General features: G+C 34.1%; 13 protein-coding genes. 11 read left to right on the forward strand and 2 right to left on the reverse strand.

What is annotated here, in order from left to right; genetic code table 11:
* Positions 1-2: 2 nt before the first annotated feature.
* Positions 3-2,939, reverse strand: coding sequence for a SusC/RagA family TonB-linked outer membrane protein (locus FNW38_RS02285; RefSeq protein ID WP_143386900.1), 2,937 nt, complete (start codon positions 2,937-2,939; stop codon positions 3-5).
* A 234-nt stretch (positions 2,940-3,173) separates the two neighbouring features.
* Between FNW38_RS02285 and FNW38_RS02290 the strand changes: the two genes are divergently transcribed.
* The 8 genes from FNW38_RS02290 to FNW38_RS02325 all read left to right on the forward strand — a co-directional run bounded on the left by FNW38_RS02290 (position 3,174) and on the right by FNW38_RS02325 (position 14,746).
* On the forward strand, positions 3,174-4,199 hold the full coding sequence (locus FNW38_RS02290; RefSeq protein ID WP_143386901.1) for a LacI family DNA-binding transcriptional regulator: 1,026 nt from the start codon (positions 3,174-3,176) through the stop codon (positions 4,197-4,199).
* 188 nt (positions 4,200-4,387) lie between these two features.
* Positions 4,388-5,749, forward strand: a complete 1,362-nt coding sequence (locus FNW38_RS02295) for an MFS transporter (RefSeq protein ID WP_143386902.1) — start codon at positions 4,388-4,390, stop codon at positions 5,747-5,749.
* A 3-nt stretch (positions 5,750-5,752) separates the two neighbouring features.
* Entirely contained in the window at positions 5,753-6,409 is a 657-nt protein-coding gene (pgmB, locus tag FNW38_RS02300; RefSeq protein ID WP_143386903.1) for a beta-phosphoglucomutase, read from the forward strand.
* 112 nt (positions 6,410-6,521) lie between these two features.
* Positions 6,522-8,825, forward strand: coding sequence for a glycoside hydrolase family 65 protein (locus tag FNW38_RS02305; RefSeq protein WP_143386904.1), 2,304 nt, complete (start codon positions 6,522-6,524; stop codon positions 8,823-8,825).
* 293 nt (positions 8,826-9,118) lie between these two features.
* Entirely contained in the window at positions 9,119-10,927 is a 1,809-nt protein-coding gene (locus FNW38_RS02310; RefSeq protein WP_235890137.1) for a glycoside hydrolase family 13 protein, read from the forward strand.
* Positions 10,928-11,021: 94 nt separating this feature from the next.
* On the forward strand, positions 11,022-12,731 hold the full coding sequence (locus FNW38_RS02315; RefSeq protein ID WP_143386906.1) for an alpha-amylase family glycosyl hydrolase: 1,710 nt from the start codon (positions 11,022-11,024) through the stop codon (positions 12,729-12,731).
* Positions 12,732-12,860: 129 nt separating this feature from the next.
* A complete protein-coding gene (locus tag FNW38_RS02320) occupies positions 12,861-13,538 on the forward strand; it encodes a glycerophosphodiester phosphodiesterase (RefSeq protein WP_143386907.1) in 678 nt (225 codons plus the stop codon).
* Complete coding sequence (locus FNW38_RS02325; RefSeq protein WP_143386908.1) at positions 13,535-14,746, forward strand: BaiN/RdsA family NAD(P)/FAD-dependent oxidoreductase; 1,212 nt, start codon at positions 13,535-13,537, stop codon at positions 14,744-14,746. The genes FNW38_RS02320 and FNW38_RS02325 overlap by 4 nt, the downstream gene beginning before the upstream one ends.
* A 41-nt stretch (positions 14,747-14,787) precedes the next feature.
* On the opposite strand, the gene FNW38_RS02330 is transcribed toward FNW38_RS02325, so the two are convergent.
* The gene (locus tag FNW38_RS02330; RefSeq protein WP_143386909.1) at positions 14,788-15,264 is read right to left on the reverse strand and encodes a TspO/MBR family protein; all 477 of its coding nucleotides are present in this window, start codon (positions 15,262-15,264) and stop codon (positions 14,788-14,790) included.
* 231 nt (positions 15,265-15,495) lie between these two features.
* Here FNW38_RS02330 and FNW38_RS02335 point away from each other — a divergent pair, with 231 nt between their 5' ends.
* Genes FNW38_RS02335 through FNW38_RS02345 form a run of 3 tightly spaced genes read left to right on the forward strand, consistent with a single transcriptional unit; the run spans position 15,496 to position 17,811 of the window.
* Positions 15,496-16,578 (forward strand): diphosphomevalonate/mevalonate 3,5-bisphosphate decarboxylase family protein, encoded by a 1,083-nt coding sequence (locus tag FNW38_RS02335; protein WP_143386910.1) that lies wholly within the window; start codon positions 15,496-15,498, stop codon positions 16,576-16,578.
* Positions 16,579-16,619: 41 nt separating this feature from the next.
* Positions 16,620-16,814, forward strand: coding sequence for a hypothetical protein (locus FNW38_RS02340; protein ID WP_143386911.1), 195 nt, complete (start codon positions 16,620-16,622; stop codon positions 16,812-16,814).
* Between the two features lie 58 nt (positions 16,815-16,872).
* Positions 16,873-17,811 carry a mevalonate kinase family protein gene (locus FNW38_RS02345; protein WP_143386912.1) on the forward strand — a complete coding sequence of 313 codons (939 nt, stop codon included), beginning with the start codon at positions 16,873-16,875 and terminating at the stop codon, positions 17,809-17,811.
* Positions 17,812-17,822: the final 11 nt, after the last annotated feature.

Genomic DNA, 17,822 nt, shown 5'->3' on the forward strand with positions numbered 1-17,822 from the left:
TATTAGAAATTAACGTTTAAACCTAACGTGAAAGTAATTGGTCTTGGATATAAATTATTATCTATACCATCAGAAATCTCTGGATCTAAACCATTATATTTAGTAATAATTAGAACGTTTTGCGCTGATAATGTCAATTTAACTAATGAAGTTGAATTTGGCTTTTGATTAAAAGTATACCCAACACTCACATTATCTAACTTGATAAAAGAAGCATCTTGGATGTAATAATCAGAATGTAATTGAAAGTCATTTGATTTAGTAAAACCTGTTTCCAAAAGATTAGCAACACCATTAGATAAATCCGTTTGTCTTAATAGTACATTATTATAAGTTCCAAAATTAGAATCTACATTATTGTACATGTAATTCCCCCAAGATCCTCTCCAGTTCATGCCCATATCAAAGTTTTTATAAGTAACACTTGTATTGAAACCGTAAAAAACATCAGCAGTTGGTTTGTGAAAACGGTATTTATCTTGTTCTGTAATAATACCATCTTTATTTCTGTCAATAAAAACCTCATCAATTGGCTTCCCGTCAACACCATAAGCTTGCTCATATACATAAAATGAATTTGGCGCATATCCTACTTGGTGATTTTGAATAGTGTTTCCTGTTCCTCCAGCAATTCCTCCTACATCAATACCTGGAGTATTCGGTTGCGTTGTAGTTAACTTGGTGATTTTAGAGTCTTGAAAAGTAACGTTCCCGCCAATTCTCCATTCTAAATCTGCTGTGCGAACCGGAATAACTTCGGCTAACAATTCAATCCCTTTATTGTCAATATTTCCAATATTATAATTGTCTTTATTTGAAAATCCAAAGAAAGAAGGATTATACGTATTCAACAATAAATCTTTAGTGGTTCTTTTATACACGTCAACACTACCGGTAAATCTGTTGTTGAACAATCCATAATCAAGACCTGCATTAACAGTAGTTGTTTCTTCCCACTTCAAGTTACTGTTATACGGTTGTGGTCTGTAAGTTGTATAAAATGTATTCCCTAATTGGTATTGCGCTGTAGTATTTGAAGCTAAGTACAAAGGAATAGAAGGATAAATCCCAATATTCTGTTGTCCTGTAATACCCCAACCTCCTCGAAGTTTTAACGTAGAAACACTAGTTACATCTTTCAAGAAACTTTCTTCATTCAATTTCCAAGCCATTGCAACAGCAGGAAAATTACTCCATCTGTAATCTGCCGTAAATCTAGAAGTTCCATCACGTCTGTAAGAAGCAGTCAAGATATATTTATCAGCAATAGTGATGTTAGTTCTGGCAAAAAAGGATTGCAAGTTAATACGTGAAGGAGTAAATGACTCTATCGTTGTAACATCATTTTGAAAGTTATAATTAGACTTGTTCTTTGAATCTTTAAAATCTTGGTATGTATATCCACCAGTCACATCAATTTGTGTATTGATTGCATCTACTTTCTTGTTGTAGTTTAAATACAAATCCATTACTTTATTATTTCTGGATTCAATATTCTTATAGGTATTATTATATCCTGAGCCGTTAAGCCCATTAAGGAAATCGGCATTAGTTCCTCCACTTCCAGTACCACTTAATTGGTCGTAACCAAAGTTAGCAACCGCTTTCAATGCTGGTAAGAAATGCATTTTATATTCCGTTTGGATGTTTCCAATGCTTCTGTATGAATTACCAAAATTATTTTGTTGGTTAATCAATGACAATGGATTTCTACCTGCTAACTGATTAATTTCTGTTGGAGAAGTATACCATTGGAAATAAGTACCATCTGCATTTCTAACCGCCTGTGTAGGGTCAAAACTAATAGCAGCACCAATCGCTCCTTTATTACTGTAATTACTTTTAATTAAAGAAGTATTGTTATTCAATTCAATTTTTAAATGATTGTCCAAGAAATTTCCTGTAACACCAACACCAAGTGTACTTCTTTCCATGTTATCTCTTTTTAAGATACCATTCAAGTTAGTATACCCAACAGACGCTCTGTAAACCACATTATCCACACCACCACTTAAAGCAATGTTATGATCCGTACCAATAGCAGTTCTGTATATTTCATCTTGCCAATTAGTATTAGCAGTCCCAACTAAAGCTTGTTGAGCCACAGAACCATTAGCAGCTACGAAATCTTTAAATTGAGTTGCTGATAAAGCATCAACTCTGTTAGTAATTTCAGAAACTTGTAAATTCCCATTGTAACTTACTTGAATTTCACCCGCTTTTCCTTTTTTTGTAGTAATAATAATTACCCCATTAGAAGCGCGAGATCCATAAATAGCAGTTGCTGAAGCATCTTTCAATACAGTAATGGACTCAATATTATTTTGATTGATTGTAGATAAAGGATTTTTACCACCTTCTACTCCACCGTTATTTACCGGAACACCATCAATAACATATAAAGGATCATTACCAGCAGACAATGAAGAACCACTTCTGATTCTGATAGTTGCACCCTCACCTGGAGAACCACCACCATTAATGATTTGCAAACCAGCTACTTTCCCTTGGATCATTTGATCCGCAGAAGTTACCGGTCCTTTATTAAAATCTTTTGCTGTCAATACAGTCACTGCACCCGTCGCATCTTTCTTCTTAACGGTACCGTAACCCACTTGAATTACGACTTCTTTCAATTGATTTTCATCTTCTCCTAAAGAAACAGTTAATGATTTTTGAGAATCATAGTTCACTACAGCATTTTTGTATCCAATATAAGAAAAAACGACTTTATCGCCTTTCTTAACATTTGATAACTGATATTTACCATCAAAATCTGTTGAAACACCATTTGCGGCGCCTTGAACATTTACATTTACTCCCGGAATTGGTTGTCCTGATACTTTGTCAAGAACAATCCCATTAAGAGTATTCTGAGCCAGAATACTAAAAGGCAGTAACAGTAATAAAAATAACAACTTTTTATAAATTGTTTTCATACTTTTTGTTTAAATTAATTTTAGTTTTGGTTGTTTTTTTAAGTTTTAATTTTACTTCGAATTTCAAATTTAGGTAAATATTGAAACCACCGACAAAGCCCAATTCAAATCACGTTACGAAAACGTGATAGTGTTGAAAACTTTGTGTTTTATATTGATTTTAATGAGAAAAAATACAATAAATAAAAAATAATCTTATCTTTATTATGAATTGAATATTACAATACTATTATCATGAAAAGAAAGGTCACCCTTAAACAAATTGCAAAAGAGCTTGATGTATCGATTTCAACCGTTTCAAAATCCCTAAGAAATAGTTTAGAAATTGGAGAAGAAACCAGATTAAAAGTGCAGGCATTTGCAAAATTTTACAACTACAAACCCAACAATATTGCACTTAGTTTAAAAAACAGAAAAACAAAAACTATTGGAATTATTATTCCGGAAATTGTCCATCATTTCTTTTCAACAGTTATTAATGGAATAGAACAGGTGGCTAATGAAAATGGGTATAGTGTCATTATTTGTTTGTCTGACGATTCCTTTGATAAAGAAGTACTTAACATGGAAATGCTTGCTAACGGAAGCATCGATGGATTCATTATGTCGCTTTCAAAAGAAACCCAATTCAAGGGTGATTTTCATCATATTACGGAAGTTATCGACCAAGGAATGCCTGTCGTAATGTTTGACAGAGTAACTAACGAAGTATTGTGTGACAAAGTAATTATAGACGATAAATTAGCCGCTTATGAAGCTGTTCAAAGTTTGATTGACAAAGGAAAGAAAAAAATCGCCCTTGTTACGACTGTTGATTATGTAAGCGTAGGAAAACTAAGAACTGATGGCTACATCAAAGCCTTACTAGACAACGACATCCCCTTTAATGAAAATTTAATTATTAAAATAGAAGATATAGACACCTGCGAAATTACCATTGGCAAATTACTTGAAGACAAGGCCATTGATGCCGTTTTTGCAGTAAATGAACTTTTTGCAGTAACCATAATTAAAACCGCCAATAAAATAGGATTAAATGTCCCTAAAGACTTGTCTGTCATTGCTTTTACAGACGGAATTATTTCTAAGTATTCCACCCCAACTATTACAACCGTAAGCCAAAGCGGAATAAAAATGGGAAATAAAGCCGCAAAAATGCTCATTGACAGATTAGAAGCCGAACATGAGGAGGATGAAGCAGAAAATTATAAAACTGAAGTAATTGAAACACATTTAATAGAAAGAGAATCTACGAATTAACATTATTATGTAATTTATTCATTACTACAACCTTGTAGTTGAAAATGTTTGCCATAATTTGATTCTAAAAAGTAAAAGATTAAAATAAATTTTTATATTTACCCCCTCAAAGCTTTTACTTTTACTTCGAAAATAAGACAAGTTTTGATAAGCATAGCGCTTATCGTATTAATTTTTAAATTACGATAATGGAAAAGCGTAGATTAAGTTTCTGGGAAATTTGGAACATGAGTTTCGGTTTCTTGGGAATACAGATGGGATTCGCCCTTCAAAATGCTAATGCCAGCAGAATTCTTCAAATTTTTGGTGCCGATGTCCACGAATTATCCTGGTTTTGGATAATTGCCCCTTTAATGGGACTTATTGTACAACCTATTATAGGACACTACAGTGACAAAACTTGGGGTAAATTTGGGAGAAGAAAACCTTTCTTTTTAGTCGGTGCTTTATTAGCCTCGATTGGTTTAATATTAATGCCACAAGCCGAAATTTTTATTGCGTTTCTACCTGCTTTATGGGTTGGTGCAGGAATGTTAATGATTATGGATGCTTCTTTCAATATTGCGATGGAACCCTTCAGGGCATTAGTAGGCGACAATTTAAGAACAGATCAGAGAACGCTAGGATTTAGTGTACAAACGGCTTTAATTGGTTTTGGTGCCGTTATTGGCTCTTGGCTACCGTATGTCCTGACTAATTGGTTTGGAGTTTCTAACAGAAACGAAGATGGTGGAGTTCCTATGCATTTGATTTTATCTTTTGTCATTGGAGCAATCATTCTTGTGGGCTCTATTCTTGTTTCCATTTTTACTACTAAAGAATACGCTCCTGAAGAATTAGCACAATTTGAAGATGAAATGGCACATCAAGAGACTAGAGTTTCTGATACCAATCAAAAAGAATCGAGTTTATTAGACATTTTTGACGATTTTAGAAAAATGCCAACAACAATGAGACAATTAAGTTGGGTACAATTTTTCTCTTGGTTTGGTCTTTTTGGAATGTGGGTTTTTACAACTCCTGCCATAGCCCATCACATTTATGGCTTACCTATTAACGATAGCAAAAGTGAAGCGTATCAAAATGCAGGAGACTGGGTTGGAGTACTATTTGGTATTTACAATTTGGTTTCTGCTTTTTATGCTTTTGCTTTACCCTATATCGCAAAAAAATTCGGAAGAAAACTTACGCATTCTATCTCACTAATTATTGGTGGTATTGGACTGATTTCTATCTATTTCGTACCCAATGAAAACTGGTTAGTCCTATCCATGATAGGCGTTGGTATTGCTTGGGCGAGTATTTTATCTATGCCTTATGCCATATTAGCCGGATCAATATCTCCAATGAAAATGGGAGTTTATATGGGTATTTTTAACTTCTTTATCGTTATCCCTCAAATTATCAATGCCTTAATTGGCGGACCATTAGTTAAATATTTATACAATGACAATGCCATATTTGCATTAGTCACTAGTGGAATCAGCTTCTTGATTGCTGCTGTTTTAGTAGTTAAAGTACAAGATGTTGATGACGTAATAAAACAATAATCAATGAATAAAAAAGCATTTATATTCGACTTGGACGGAGTGATTGTAGACACGGCTAAATACCATTATTTAGCTTGGCAAAAAATCGCAAATGAATTAAATATTGGATTTACACTTGAACATAATGAATTATTAAAAGGAGTTAGCCGTGTGCGCTCTTTGGATATTATATTAGAATTAGGAAAAGTGGAAGCTTCACAAGAAGATAAGGACAGATGGTTAGTTCAAAAAAATGAGGATTATTTATCCTATTTAGTTGACATGGATGAAAGTGAAATTCTTCCAGGCGTTTTTCCAATTTTGAAGTTTTTGAAAGACAAAAATCAATCAATAGCCTTGGGTTCTGCCAGCAAAAATGCCAGACCAATTTTAGAAAAAACAGGAATACTATCCTATTTTGATGCTATTGTAGATGGTAATGATGTGACAAACGCAAAACCGGATCCTGAAGTTTTCCTGATTGCTGCTAAATTATTAAATATAAATCCAGAAGATGCCATTGTTTTTGAAGATTCAGTTGCAGGAGTTCAAGCAGCCAATATTGGAAAAATGACTAGTATAGGAATTGGCTCAACAGCCATTCTACATGAAGCAAAATACATCTTTAAAGATTTCACAGCAATAGACACGAGCTTCATAGAAGATTTAATTAAAGAATAGAGTCAAAAAAATAAAGAAACAAGATTCAAAAAAGTAAAAAAAGGACAAGATTGTATACGAATCAGAACAATCTTTAAATTTTTAAATCATTGAATTTTTAAATTAGAAAAGAATGAACCAAGATTATATAAAACCAGACAATTGGTGTATCATAGAAGAAGGATTTGATGTAGAGAGCCTAAAATCATCTGAAAGTCTGTTCAGTATTGGTAACGGTGCCATGGGACAACGTGCTAATTTTGAAGAAAATTATACTGGAGAAACGTTTCAGGGAAGTTATATTGCCGGAATATATTATCCAGACAAAACCAAAGTGGGTTGGTGGAAAAATGGGTATCCGGAATATTTTGCCAAAGTCTTGAATGCACCAAACTGGATTGGAATAGATATAGAAATAAACGGGGAAAAACTTGATTTGAATACCTGTACAGTTGTTAAAAATTTTCGCCGTGAATTGAACATGAAAGAAGGCTGGTATAATCGTTCTTTTGAAGCCACTTTGAAAAACGGAACAGAAGTTTCGGTGAATATCCGTCGTTTCCTTTCTATCATTTTAGACGAAGTTGGGGTTATTAATTACGAAATTACACCTTTAAACAAAGATTCAAAAATAATTTACAAACCTTATATTGATGCTGGTGTAACCAATGAAGATGCCAACTGGGAAGAAAAATTCTGGGAACCACTTGATGTTAAAAAATCAGGAAACGAAGCTTTTGTAACGGCTCAAACGTTCAAAACGCACTTCAAGGTGACTACTTTTATGCAAAATAGCATTTGGACAAATGGCGAAAACATCCACGTTTCTCCTTCTTCTATCGATGCTTTTTCCGATAAAATTCAATTTTCATATGGCGTTATTATTGCTAAAGGTGAAAAATCAAGTATCCAAAAAATTGGAGGTTATACCGTTTCCTTAAATCATGAAAACACAATTACCGCTGCCGAAAAAGTAATCCAATCAGCATTAGCAAAAGGATACAATCAAATGTTACAAGATCAAATTGACGCTTGGGCTAAAATTTGGGAAATGTCAGATATTACAATTGATGGCGATGTAAAAGCACAACAAGGAATTCGTTTCAATATTTTTCAATTAAATCAAACCTATTTAGGGAAAGACAGCCGATTGAATATTGGACCAAAAGGATTTACCGGTGAAAAATACGGGGGATCAACTTATTGGGATACTGAAGCGTATTGCATTCCGTTTTATATGGCGACCAAAGATCAGGAAGTGGCACGAAATTTATTGACGTACCGCTATAATCAATTGGACAAAGCCATTGAAAATGCAGCCAAATTAGGATTTACTAACGGTGCTGCTTTGTATCCAATGGTAACAATGAATGGGGAAGAATGCCATAATGAATGGGAAATTACTTTTGAAGAAATTCATAGAAACGGAGCCATTGCCTTTGCCATTTATAACTTTTACAGATATACAGGTGATTACAGCTATATTCCTGAAAAAGGACTGGAAGTATTAATAGGTATTGCTCGTTTTTGGCATCAAAGAGCCAACTTTTCGACTAATTTAAACCAATATGTAATTCTTGGTGTTACCGGTCCAAACGAATATGAAAACAACGTAAACAATAATTTCTACACCAATTATATTGCAAAATGGTGTTTGGAATATACCTCCGAACAGATTCAAAAAGTGTCCTTAGAATATCCTTCGGATCATAAAAGAATTACTGAAAAAGTAAAAATCTCGGATTCCGAATTGCAATCCTGGAAAAAAGTTTCGGATAATATGTACTTCCCTTTTTCAGAAGAACATAACGTGTACTTGCAACAAGATGGATTTTTAGACAAAGATTTAGTTAGAGTAGCAGATTTAGACAAAAGCCAAAGACCAATCAACCAAAAATGGTCTTGGGACAGAATTCTACGTTCTCCTTATATCAAACAAGCCGATGTTTTACAATGTTTTTATTTCTTTGAAGATCATTTTTCTAAAGAAGAACTAAAAAACAATTTTGAATTTTACGAATCCTTTACGGTTCATGAAAGTTCACTTTCGCCTTGCGTACATTCCATTCAAGCTGCTTTGTTAGACAAAATGGATATGGCCTATACGTTCTATTTGAGAACTTCTCGTTTAGACTTGGATGATTATAATAAAGAAGTTGAAGAAGGCTGTCATATTACTTCGATGGCTGGAACCTGGATGAGTATCGTAGAAGGTTTTGGCGGAATGAGAATCAAAGAAGATAAACTTCATTTTTCTCCAAAAATTCCAAAAGAATGGAACGGTTATTCCTTTAAAATCAATTTTAGAAATCAAATTCTGAAAGTGGCCATCAATCACAAGGAAACAACATTTTCGATAGATGGAGACAAAGAATTAGCGATAGTCGTAAATGGTAAAAACATAATTGTAACAGCAGAAAATTTAGTTACTGTTTAAAAAATAATGGTTAGAACTTGTAGTTAATTCTATCATTTGATCCGAAGCCTTGCTGGGCTTACAAACAATCCCAATAAACATTGGGATTGTTTAATTGATAACAGTTCTTAAATCTAGATCTACTTTATCAAAAATTGTTAAAATCAATAATTTCTTTTAAAGCACATCGCCTCTATGTTAATGTTGCTAAAAAATTTAATGCTAATAAAACGTATTTCATAATGAATAAAATTATTTCTTTGCCGTTCATAAATAGGAGCTTTCTAAAAAAAACAACCTTATTCCTTTTTTTTATGTCTTTAACTTTAAATGCTCAAATTGACAGAATTGAACCGCCTTTTTGGTATGCAGGTATGAAAAATCCCGAATTGCAAATATTGTTTTACGGAAAAGACATTGCACAATATCAAGTTTCAGTATCTAATGGCATAAAAATTACCAACGTTAAGAGAACAGAAAATCCTAATTACATTTTTGTTACTATTGACACCAAAAAAGTTTCATCAACCGATCTTCTTTTTACTTTTAAAAACAACAATAAAGAGGCATTCACACAAAAATACAGTTTAAAGAAAAGAAGAGAAAATTCAGCGCAACGCAAAAGTTTCGATTCCTCGGACATGATGTATTTACTGATGCCGGATCGTTTTGCAAATGGAAACAGGAATAATGACAGTGGTGAAATTACTACAGAAAAATACAATCGCGAATTACCCGGAGGAAGACATGGTGGCGACATTGAAGGAATCATAAAAAACTTGGATTACATTTCGTCACTCGGAGCAACAACCATTTGGAGCACACCGCTTTGCGAAGACAATGACGCTGCTTTTTCCTATCATACGTACGGTCAATCTGATGTGTATAAAATAGATCCGCGTTATGGAACCAATGAAGATTATGTACGATTAGCATCCGAAATGCATAAAAAAGACATGAAATTAGTGATGGATTACGTCACCAATCACTGGGGAATTGAGCATTGGATGATTAAAGATTTACCAACTCGCGAATGGATCAATCAATTTGAAAACTACACGCAAACCAATCATAAAAGAACAGTTGTACACGACATAAATGCTTCTAAAATTGATACTGAAACTTGTCTGAAAGGTTGGTTTGTCCCCTCAATGCCTGATTTGAACTTATCTAATCCTTTAGCCTTAAAATACCTGATTCAAAATGCGATCTGGTGGATTGAATATGCAAACTTAGATGGATTAAGAGTGGACACCTATAATTATTCTGATCCAAAAGGCATTGCCAAATGGACTAAATCTATTACTGATGAATATCCAAGGTTCAATATTGTTGGAGAAATCACCATGCGGGATCAAGCACAACTTTCTTATTGGCAAAAGGATAGTCCAATAGGCAAAATTCAAAATTTTAATTCCAGTTTACCAACTGTGATGGATTTTATTTTAACTGATGCACTTCAGTCCATTTTTAATGAAGATGAAGGTACTTGGGAAAGAGGAATGATGAGAGTTTACGATAATTTTGCGAATGATTTTTTATATCCAAATGTCAACAATCTATTGATTTTTGCCGAAAACCACGACACAAAACGCATTAATCAAATTTACGGTAACGACATAAGAAAATACAAAATGGCAATGGCAATATTGGCAACAGTACGTGGCATTCCACAGTTGTATTATGGCTCCGAAATTGGAATGGCAGGAGATCAAAATTTAGGCGATGCCGATATTCGTAAAGATTTTCCGGGTGGCTGGGAAGGTGATGAAAACAATGCTTTTATCAAAGAAGGAAGAACTCCGGGGCAAAATGAATATTTTGACTATACTTCTAAATTATTCAATTGGAGAAAAACAAAATCAGCTATACATTTTGGAAAGATGACACATTATATTCCTGAAAATAATGTCTACGCTTATTTTAGATACAACAATAGCGATACTGTGATGGTTTTAATGAATAATAGCAATGAAACCCGAACCATAAATACCCATCGTTTTAAAGAAAATATAAAAGATTTTAAAACAGGTAAGGATGTGGTTTCTGAATTAACATTTGATATTACAAACGAAATAATAATTGAACCTAAATCAGTTTTAATTTTAGAATTGAAAAAATAATTTCATTTCGATTCATAAAGAAGCTCGAAGATTTAAATCTTTGTAAAGTGCTGCGTTTCCTTCTCAAAAAAAATAACCATTCAAATTATAAAAAATGAAGAACTATTTAATTCCGCTTTTACTAGCTGTAATGACAATTTTCACGAGTTGCTCGAGCACAAAAACCTTTACAGAAAGCAATAAAAACAATAACAAAACACCATTTGTATGGGAAGGAGCAAATTTATACTTTCTCATGACAGACCGTTTTAATAATGGTGACACTTCAAACGATATTACACTCAACAGGACCAAAACACCAGGAAAACTCCGTGGATTTGAAGGTGGGGATATCAAAGGAATTTCGAATAAAATTGACGAAGGTTATTTTGATAAACTAGGAATCAATGCCATTTGGTTTACACCAATAGTGGAACAAATTCACGATGGCGTAGATGAAGGAACGGGATTAAGTTATGGATTTCATGGGTATTGGGCCAGAGATTGGACAAACTTGGATCCTAACTTTGGAACAAAAGAAGATTTGGCTGCATTAGTGCAAAAAGCGCATGCACACGGAATTAGAATCATCCTTGATGGTGTTATCAATCATACAGGACCTGTAACTGCCGAAGATACGGTTTGGCCAAATGACTGGGTGAGAACGGGACCAACTTGCGATTATAAATCCTTCGCAAATACAACCGCTTGTACGTTAGTTGCCAATCTTCCGGATGTAAAAACAGAGAGCAATCAAAATGTGGATTTACCTCCTTTTTTAATCGAAAAATGGAAAAAAGAAGGGCGTTATGAACAAGAGACTAAAGAATTAGATGCGTTTTTTGCCCGAACAGGATATCCAAGAGCACCAAAATATTACATTATAAAATGGTTGACGGATTATATCGCTGATTATGGAATTGACGGTTACAGAGGAGACACCGTAAAACACACTGACGAAACCGTTTGGGCTGATTTCAAATCCCAATGTAATTATGCTTTTGAAAATTGGAAGAAAAAAAATCCATCAAAAGTATTGGATAACAACTCATTTTACACCATTGCTGAAGTCTACAATTATGGCATCAGTGGTGGACAAATTTTTGATTTTGGTGATAGAAAAGTAAACTATTACGAAAACGGATTCAATAACATGATCAATTTCGAATTCAAATGGGATGCGCAAAAAGACTATGAATTTATATTCTCAAAATATTCCGATAAACTAAACAATGAGCTGAAAGGATATAGCGTTTTAAACTATTTATCATCTCATGATGATGGCGGACCTTTTGATGCTAAAAGAACAAAAAGCAAAGAAGCGGGTACAAAATTATTATTAAGTCCCGGACTTTCCCAAATATATTATGGCGATGAAAGTGCGCGTTTGTTAGTAGTTGAGGGAACCCAAGGCGACGCTACATTACGTTCGTTTATGAATTGGGACGACATTAAATCCAATCCTGAAACTCAAAAAACACTGTTACATTGGCAAAAATTAGGACAATTTAGAAGGAATCACCCTTCAGTTGGAGCAGGAATTCACAAGGAAATTTCAGCACAACCGTATACTTTTTCCAGAACTTTTTCTAAAGGAGATTATTCAGATCAAGTAGTTGTTGGATTGGATTTACCGATTGGTAAAAAAGAACTTACTGTTGGTTCCGTTTTTAAAAATGGAGCAAAAGTAAGAGATGGGTATTCCGATAAAGAAACGATCGTTTCCAATGGAAAAGTGAGTATCGATTCAGAATTCGACATTGTTTTATTAGAATCCTCTCCCCAACCCTCTCCGAAGGAGAGGGAGACGAAACCGAAAAACTAGAGCATACTATTTATCCTGTACCATTTTAAAAACGGTGTAGGTATATTTATTAAGAGAAAAGTAATAATCAAAACGCCTTTAGAAATGAAGGCGTTTTTTTATGTTTACCTTTACAAAAAATAAACCGCAATGCTCAAAATCGGACACCGTGGCGCTAAAGGTTATGGACCAGAGAACACACTCATTTCCTTCCAAAAAGCATTAGACATGCAAGTGGATGGAATTGAACTCGATGTGCATCTGAGTGCTGATGGTGAATTAATGGTCATTCACGATGAAACCGTTGATAGAACTACCAATGGAAAAGGTTTTGTAAATAAACTATCTTTGCAGGAATTGAAAGCTTTTCGAATTAATGGCAAACATCAAATTCCAACCCTGAAGGAAGTAGTTGATTTAGTAAACCAATACTGTTTTATCAATATTGAACTAAAAAATTATGATACAGCGGAGAAAGTGGTTTCACTCATTGAGAAGTATGTTGCTAAAAAAAATTGGAAATACGACTGTTTTTTAGTTTCCAGTTTTGATTGGAATGCATTGCAACAAGTGGCGTTTTTGAATGATAAAATTCCAATTGGCGTTTTAACGGAAACCGATTTAGAATTAGCGATGGCTTTCGCCAAATTTATTCAGGCTAAATCCATTCACCCGCATTTTCATTTATTGACAAAAGAAAATACAGCGCAAATGCAGGAAAAAGGATTGCAAGTTTTCCCTTGGACCATCAATGAATCAGAAGACATTCAAAAAATAAAAACATTCAACGTAAACGGAATCATCACTGATTTTCCAAATAGAATATGAACCAAAATTTCGATATAATAATAGTAGGCGGTGGCGCAGCAGGTTTTTTTACAGCGATTAATATTGCAGAAAAAAATCCGAAGTTAAAAGTAGCCATTCTGGAACGTGGTACAGAAGTACTGAATAAAGTTCGTATTTCCGGTGGCGGAAGATGCAACGTGACACACGCTTGTTTTGAACCTAATGAATTAGTGAAGTTTTATCCGCGTGGCGAAAAAGAATTACGTGGTCCTTTTCATCAGTTTTGTTCTGGCGATACGATTGAGTGGTTCGAGAAACACGGCGTAGAGTTGAAAATTGAAGCTGACGGACGCATGTTTCCGGTTTCGAATTCATCACAAACCATTATTGATTGTTTCCTAAAAGCAACACAAAAACTGGGAATTGCTGTTCTAACTGGACAAAGTGTACAATCCATTTTCAAAAAGGATAATTTATGGAAAATCGAAACCCAAAATGAAAATTATCTTACCGAAAAACTAATTTTAGCTACTGGAAGCAACCCAAAAATCTGGGAAATGTTACAAACTTTTGGACACGCTGTAGTCAGTCCGGTTCCTTCTCTATTCACTTTCAACATCAAAGATGCCCGAATAAAAGAATTACCCGGAGTTACAGCTCAAGTTACCGTTAAGGTAAAAGACACCAAGCTCACGTCAACTGGACCTTTATTGATTACCCATTGGGGAATGAGCGGCCCGACGATTTTAAAACTCTCCGCTTGGGGTGCCCGAATCTTGCATGACAAAAATTATCAGTTTACTATTTTCGTCAATTGGTTAAATGATGTAGACGCAACAGATGCCGAAAAAATCCTAAAAGAATTAAAACAAGAACATGCTAAAAAATCGGTCTCTAAGAAATCCCCTTTCGAATTAACTAACCGATTATGGGAAAGTTTGGTACTCGCTTCAGGAATTGAATCGGAAACCAAATGGGCTGATTTATCAAAAATTCAATTGCAAAATTTAGCGAATCAGTTGACAAATGGCACTTTTCAAGTGAATGGAAAAAGTACGTTTAAGGAAGAATTTGTAACTGCTGGAGGAATTGATTTAAAGGAAATTAACTTCAAAACCATGGAAAGCAAATTGCATGAAAATCTATATTTTGCCGGCGAAATTGTCAATATTGATGCTATTACGGGAGGATTTAACTTCCAGAATGCTTGGACGAGTGGGTTTATTGTGGCGAATGTCATATCGTAAATTATCCCTTTCAGGTTTTTGAACCCTGAAAGGGATGAAAACTATTTATTCAACCACCAAATACTCACATTCAAAACGGCAGCAAAACTTACCCAAGCCAAATACGGAATGAATAAATACCCAGCTATTTTATTGATTTTAGCAAACTTAATATACGTTTCATAAATCATCAACCACAAAATAATAATTTCTAATCCGGCTAACATTGGGTTGTGTAATCCAAAAAACAAATACGACCACAATGCATTCAGTGCGAGCTGTATTGCAAAGAAAACCAATGCTTTTTTTACGGCTTCTTTTTCAACTTCTATTCGGTCCCAAACTAATCCTGCAGCAACGCCCATCATTACATACAACATGCTCCAAACGGGTGCAAAAATCCAATTGGGTGGATTAAAACTTGGTTTGACCAAAGTAGGATACCAAGTGGTAATTGCAGAACGAGTCACCTCCCCAGAAAAATAACCAATAGCAAGACAGGTAACAACAACAGCTAATATTCGGGTAATCTTGTTCATTTTTATATTTTTAAAAATTTCTAAACAATATATCTTTTTTAACCATATAAGCGATTTAAGAAAATATAAGTTTAATAAATCCTTTATTAAACAAACCCTTAAATGGACTGATATAACTTATATGGTAATTTTTTTATCGTCCAAATTTACTTAAATCTTTCTAACGATTAACCGCACAAACAAATAAACAAATAAACCAAAAAAAGTATCTTTGCGTAAATTTTTAAGTTCATGATTTCAGCAAACGATTTTATTCCATCAAAATATACACATTCAGTTGAAAAAGGAAATTTCCAATGGAGCGCGCCCAGTAATATTGCACTCGTGAAATATTGGGGAAAAAAGGACAACCAAATCCCTGCGAATCCTTCGGTTAGTTTCACATTGAATAATTGTAAAACCAATACCAAATTGGCTTTCGCCAAAAAACAAAATGATGGTGCATTCTCATTTGATTTGCTTTTTGAAGGAAAACCAAAAGAAGATTTCAAACCAAAAATTCAAAAATTTCTGGAACGAATCGAAGTGTATTTGCCTTTTTTGAAAGACTACCATTTTACCATTGACACTCAAAATACATTTCCGCACAGTTCAGGAATTGCCTCATCAGCATCAGGAATGGCAGCTTTGGCGATGAATTTAATGAGTTTGGAAAAAACATTAAACCCAGAAATGACTGAAGAATACTTTTTTCAAAAAGCATCATTTTTAGCCCGTTTAGGTTCCGGAAGTGCTTGTAGAAGTGTAAAAGGAAGTGTTGTAGTTTGGGGAAATCATGCGAATATCTCCGGAAGTTCTGATTTATTTGGTGTTGAATTTCCAAATGCTATTCATGCTAATTTCAAGAATTTTCAAGATACCATTTTGTTGGTTGACAAAGGCGAAAAACAAGTTTCCAGCACTATTGGACACGATTTGATGCACAACCATCCTTTTGCCGAAAGGCGATTTGCGCAAGCGCATGAAAATTTAGACCAACTGATAACTATTTTTGAAAACGGGAATCTAGAAGAATTCATCAAAATTGTGGAGAGCGAAGCCTTGACTTTACATGCAATGATGATGGCCTCAATGCCTTATTTTATATTGATGAAACCAAATACGTTGGAAATCATTAATGCGATTTGGAAATTTAGAAATGAGTCTAAAATTCCTGTTTGTTTCACGCTGGATGCGGGGGCAAATGTTCACGTTTTATATCCTGAAAATGTAGCGGTTACCGTTTTACAATTTATTAAGGACGAATTAGTTGGCTATTGTCAAAATGGTCAGTACATTTGTGACGAAATTGGAAAAGGAGCTGTGTTGAGTTAATTTGTTTTTTTCCTATCTTTAAGTTTTAAAGAGCTGAAATTATGGACATTCAATCAGAGAAATTAGAATTGATAAAATTGTTGTTAGAAACTGACGACACGGCCCTAATTGAAGCTGTAAAAAACATTTTCAAGTCACAAAAAAAAGATGTCTGGAAAGAATTATCTCCTGAACAACAAGAAGAAATTAATCTTGAAATTCAAGAGGCAAATCGTGGAGACAAAGTTGATTTATAAAAATTCATTTGTTACAATATATAATTATCAACCCCAAATTGTTAATTTACAATCTAATATGAAAGGACCTTTATTTTACTCAAAAATATTACTCTTTGGAGAATACGGAATTATTCGTGACTCAAAAGGGTTGTCTATTCCTTATAATTTTTATAATGGCGCACTTAAAAGAGATGAAAATCCATCTGAAGAAGCCATAAAATCAAATGGAAATTTGAGACGTTTTGTTACCTATCTGGAAACGTTACAAAATGAGCAACCCAACTTAGTTACTTTTGATTTAGCTACTTTAAAAAATGATGTTGAAACAGGAATGTATTTTGATTCCAGCATTCCACAAGGTTATGGCGTAGGAAGTAGTGGCGCACTTGTAGCAGCTATTTATGATAAATATGCACAAAATAAAATCACGGTTCTGGAGAATTTGACTCGTGAAAAATTACTGCAATTAAAAAATATATTTTCTCAAATGGAGAGTTTTTTCCACGGAAAAAGTTCTGGTTTGGATCCTTTAAACAGCTATTTGAGTATTCCAATTCTTATCAATTCTAAAGATAATATTCAAGCAACCGGAATTCCTAATCAAAGTTTTGACGGAAAAGGCGCTGTATTCTTGTTAGACTCAGGTATTGTAGGCGAAACGGCTCCTATGGTGAATATTTTCATGGAAAACCTGAAAGACAAAGGTTTCCGTGCCATGCTTAAAAATCAATTCGTAAAACATACCGATGCTTGTGTAGAAAACTTCCTTGGTGGTGATATGAAATCATTGTTTATGAATACCAAAAAATTATCAAAAGTAGTTTTGAATAACTTTAAACCTATGATACCGGAACAATTTCACGGAATCTGGCAACAAGGAATTGACAGCAATGACTATTACTTAAAATTATGTGGTTCTGGCGGTGGCGGATACATCTTGGGCTTTACTGAAGATTTAGAAAAAGCCAGAGTTTCCTTGAAAGATTATAAACTAGAGGTAGTTTATCAGTTTTAAAAACCTTAAAC

The organism is Flavobacterium gawalongense (assembly GCF_007097265.1).
Taxonomy (GTDB): Bacteria; Bacteroidota; Bacteroidia; order Flavobacteriales; family Flavobacteriaceae; genus Flavobacterium; species Flavobacterium gawalongense.

Bases quoted from the DNA above. Each gene is read 5' to 3' on its own strand.
- FNW38_RS02335 (WP_143386910.1), top strand. From the start codon at position 15,496: ATGATTTCAGCAAACGATTTTATTCCATCAAAATATACACATTCAGTT.
- FNW38_RS02295 (WP_143386902.1), top strand. From the start codon at position 4,388: ATGGAAAAGCGTAGATTAAGTTTCTGGGAAATTTGGAACATGAGTTTC.
- FNW38_RS02310 (WP_235890137.1), top strand. From the start codon at position 9,119: ATGTCTTTAACTTTAAATGCTCAAATTGACAGAATTGAACCGCCTTTT.
- FNW38_RS02330 (WP_143386909.1), bottom strand. From the start codon at position 15,264: ATGAACAAGATTACCCGAATATTAGCTGTTGTTGTTACCTGTCTTGCT.
- FNW38_RS02285 (WP_143386900.1), bottom strand. From the start codon at position 2,939: ATGAAAACAATTTATAAAAAGTTGTTATTTTTATTACTGTTACTGCCT.
- FNW38_RS02320 (WP_143386907.1), top strand. From the start codon at position 12,861: ATGCTCAAAATCGGACACCGTGGCGCTAAAGGTTATGGACCAGAGAAC.
- FNW38_RS02290 (WP_143386901.1), top strand. From the start codon at position 3,174: ATGAAAAGAAAGGTCACCCTTAAACAAATTGCAAAAGAGCTTGATGTA.
- FNW38_RS02315 (WP_143386906.1), top strand. From the start codon at position 11,022: ATGAAGAACTATTTAATTCCGCTTTTACTAGCTGTAATGACAATTTTC.
- pgmB (WP_143386903.1), top strand. From the start codon at position 5,753: ATGAATAAAAAAGCATTTATATTCGACTTGGACGGAGTGATTGTAGAC.
- FNW38_RS02305 (WP_143386904.1), top strand. From the start codon at position 6,522: ATGAACCAAGATTATATAAAACCAGACAATTGGTGTATCATAGAAGAA.
- FNW38_RS02345 (WP_143386912.1), top strand. From the start codon at position 16,873: ATGAAAGGACCTTTATTTTACTCAAAAATATTACTCTTTGGAGAATAC.
- FNW38_RS02325 (WP_143386908.1), top strand. From the start codon at position 13,535: ATGAACCAAAATTTCGATATAATAATAGTAGGCGGTGGCGCAGCAGGT.
- FNW38_RS02340 (WP_143386911.1), top strand. From the start codon at position 16,620: ATGGACATTCAATCAGAGAAATTAGAATTGATAAAATTGTTGTTAGAA.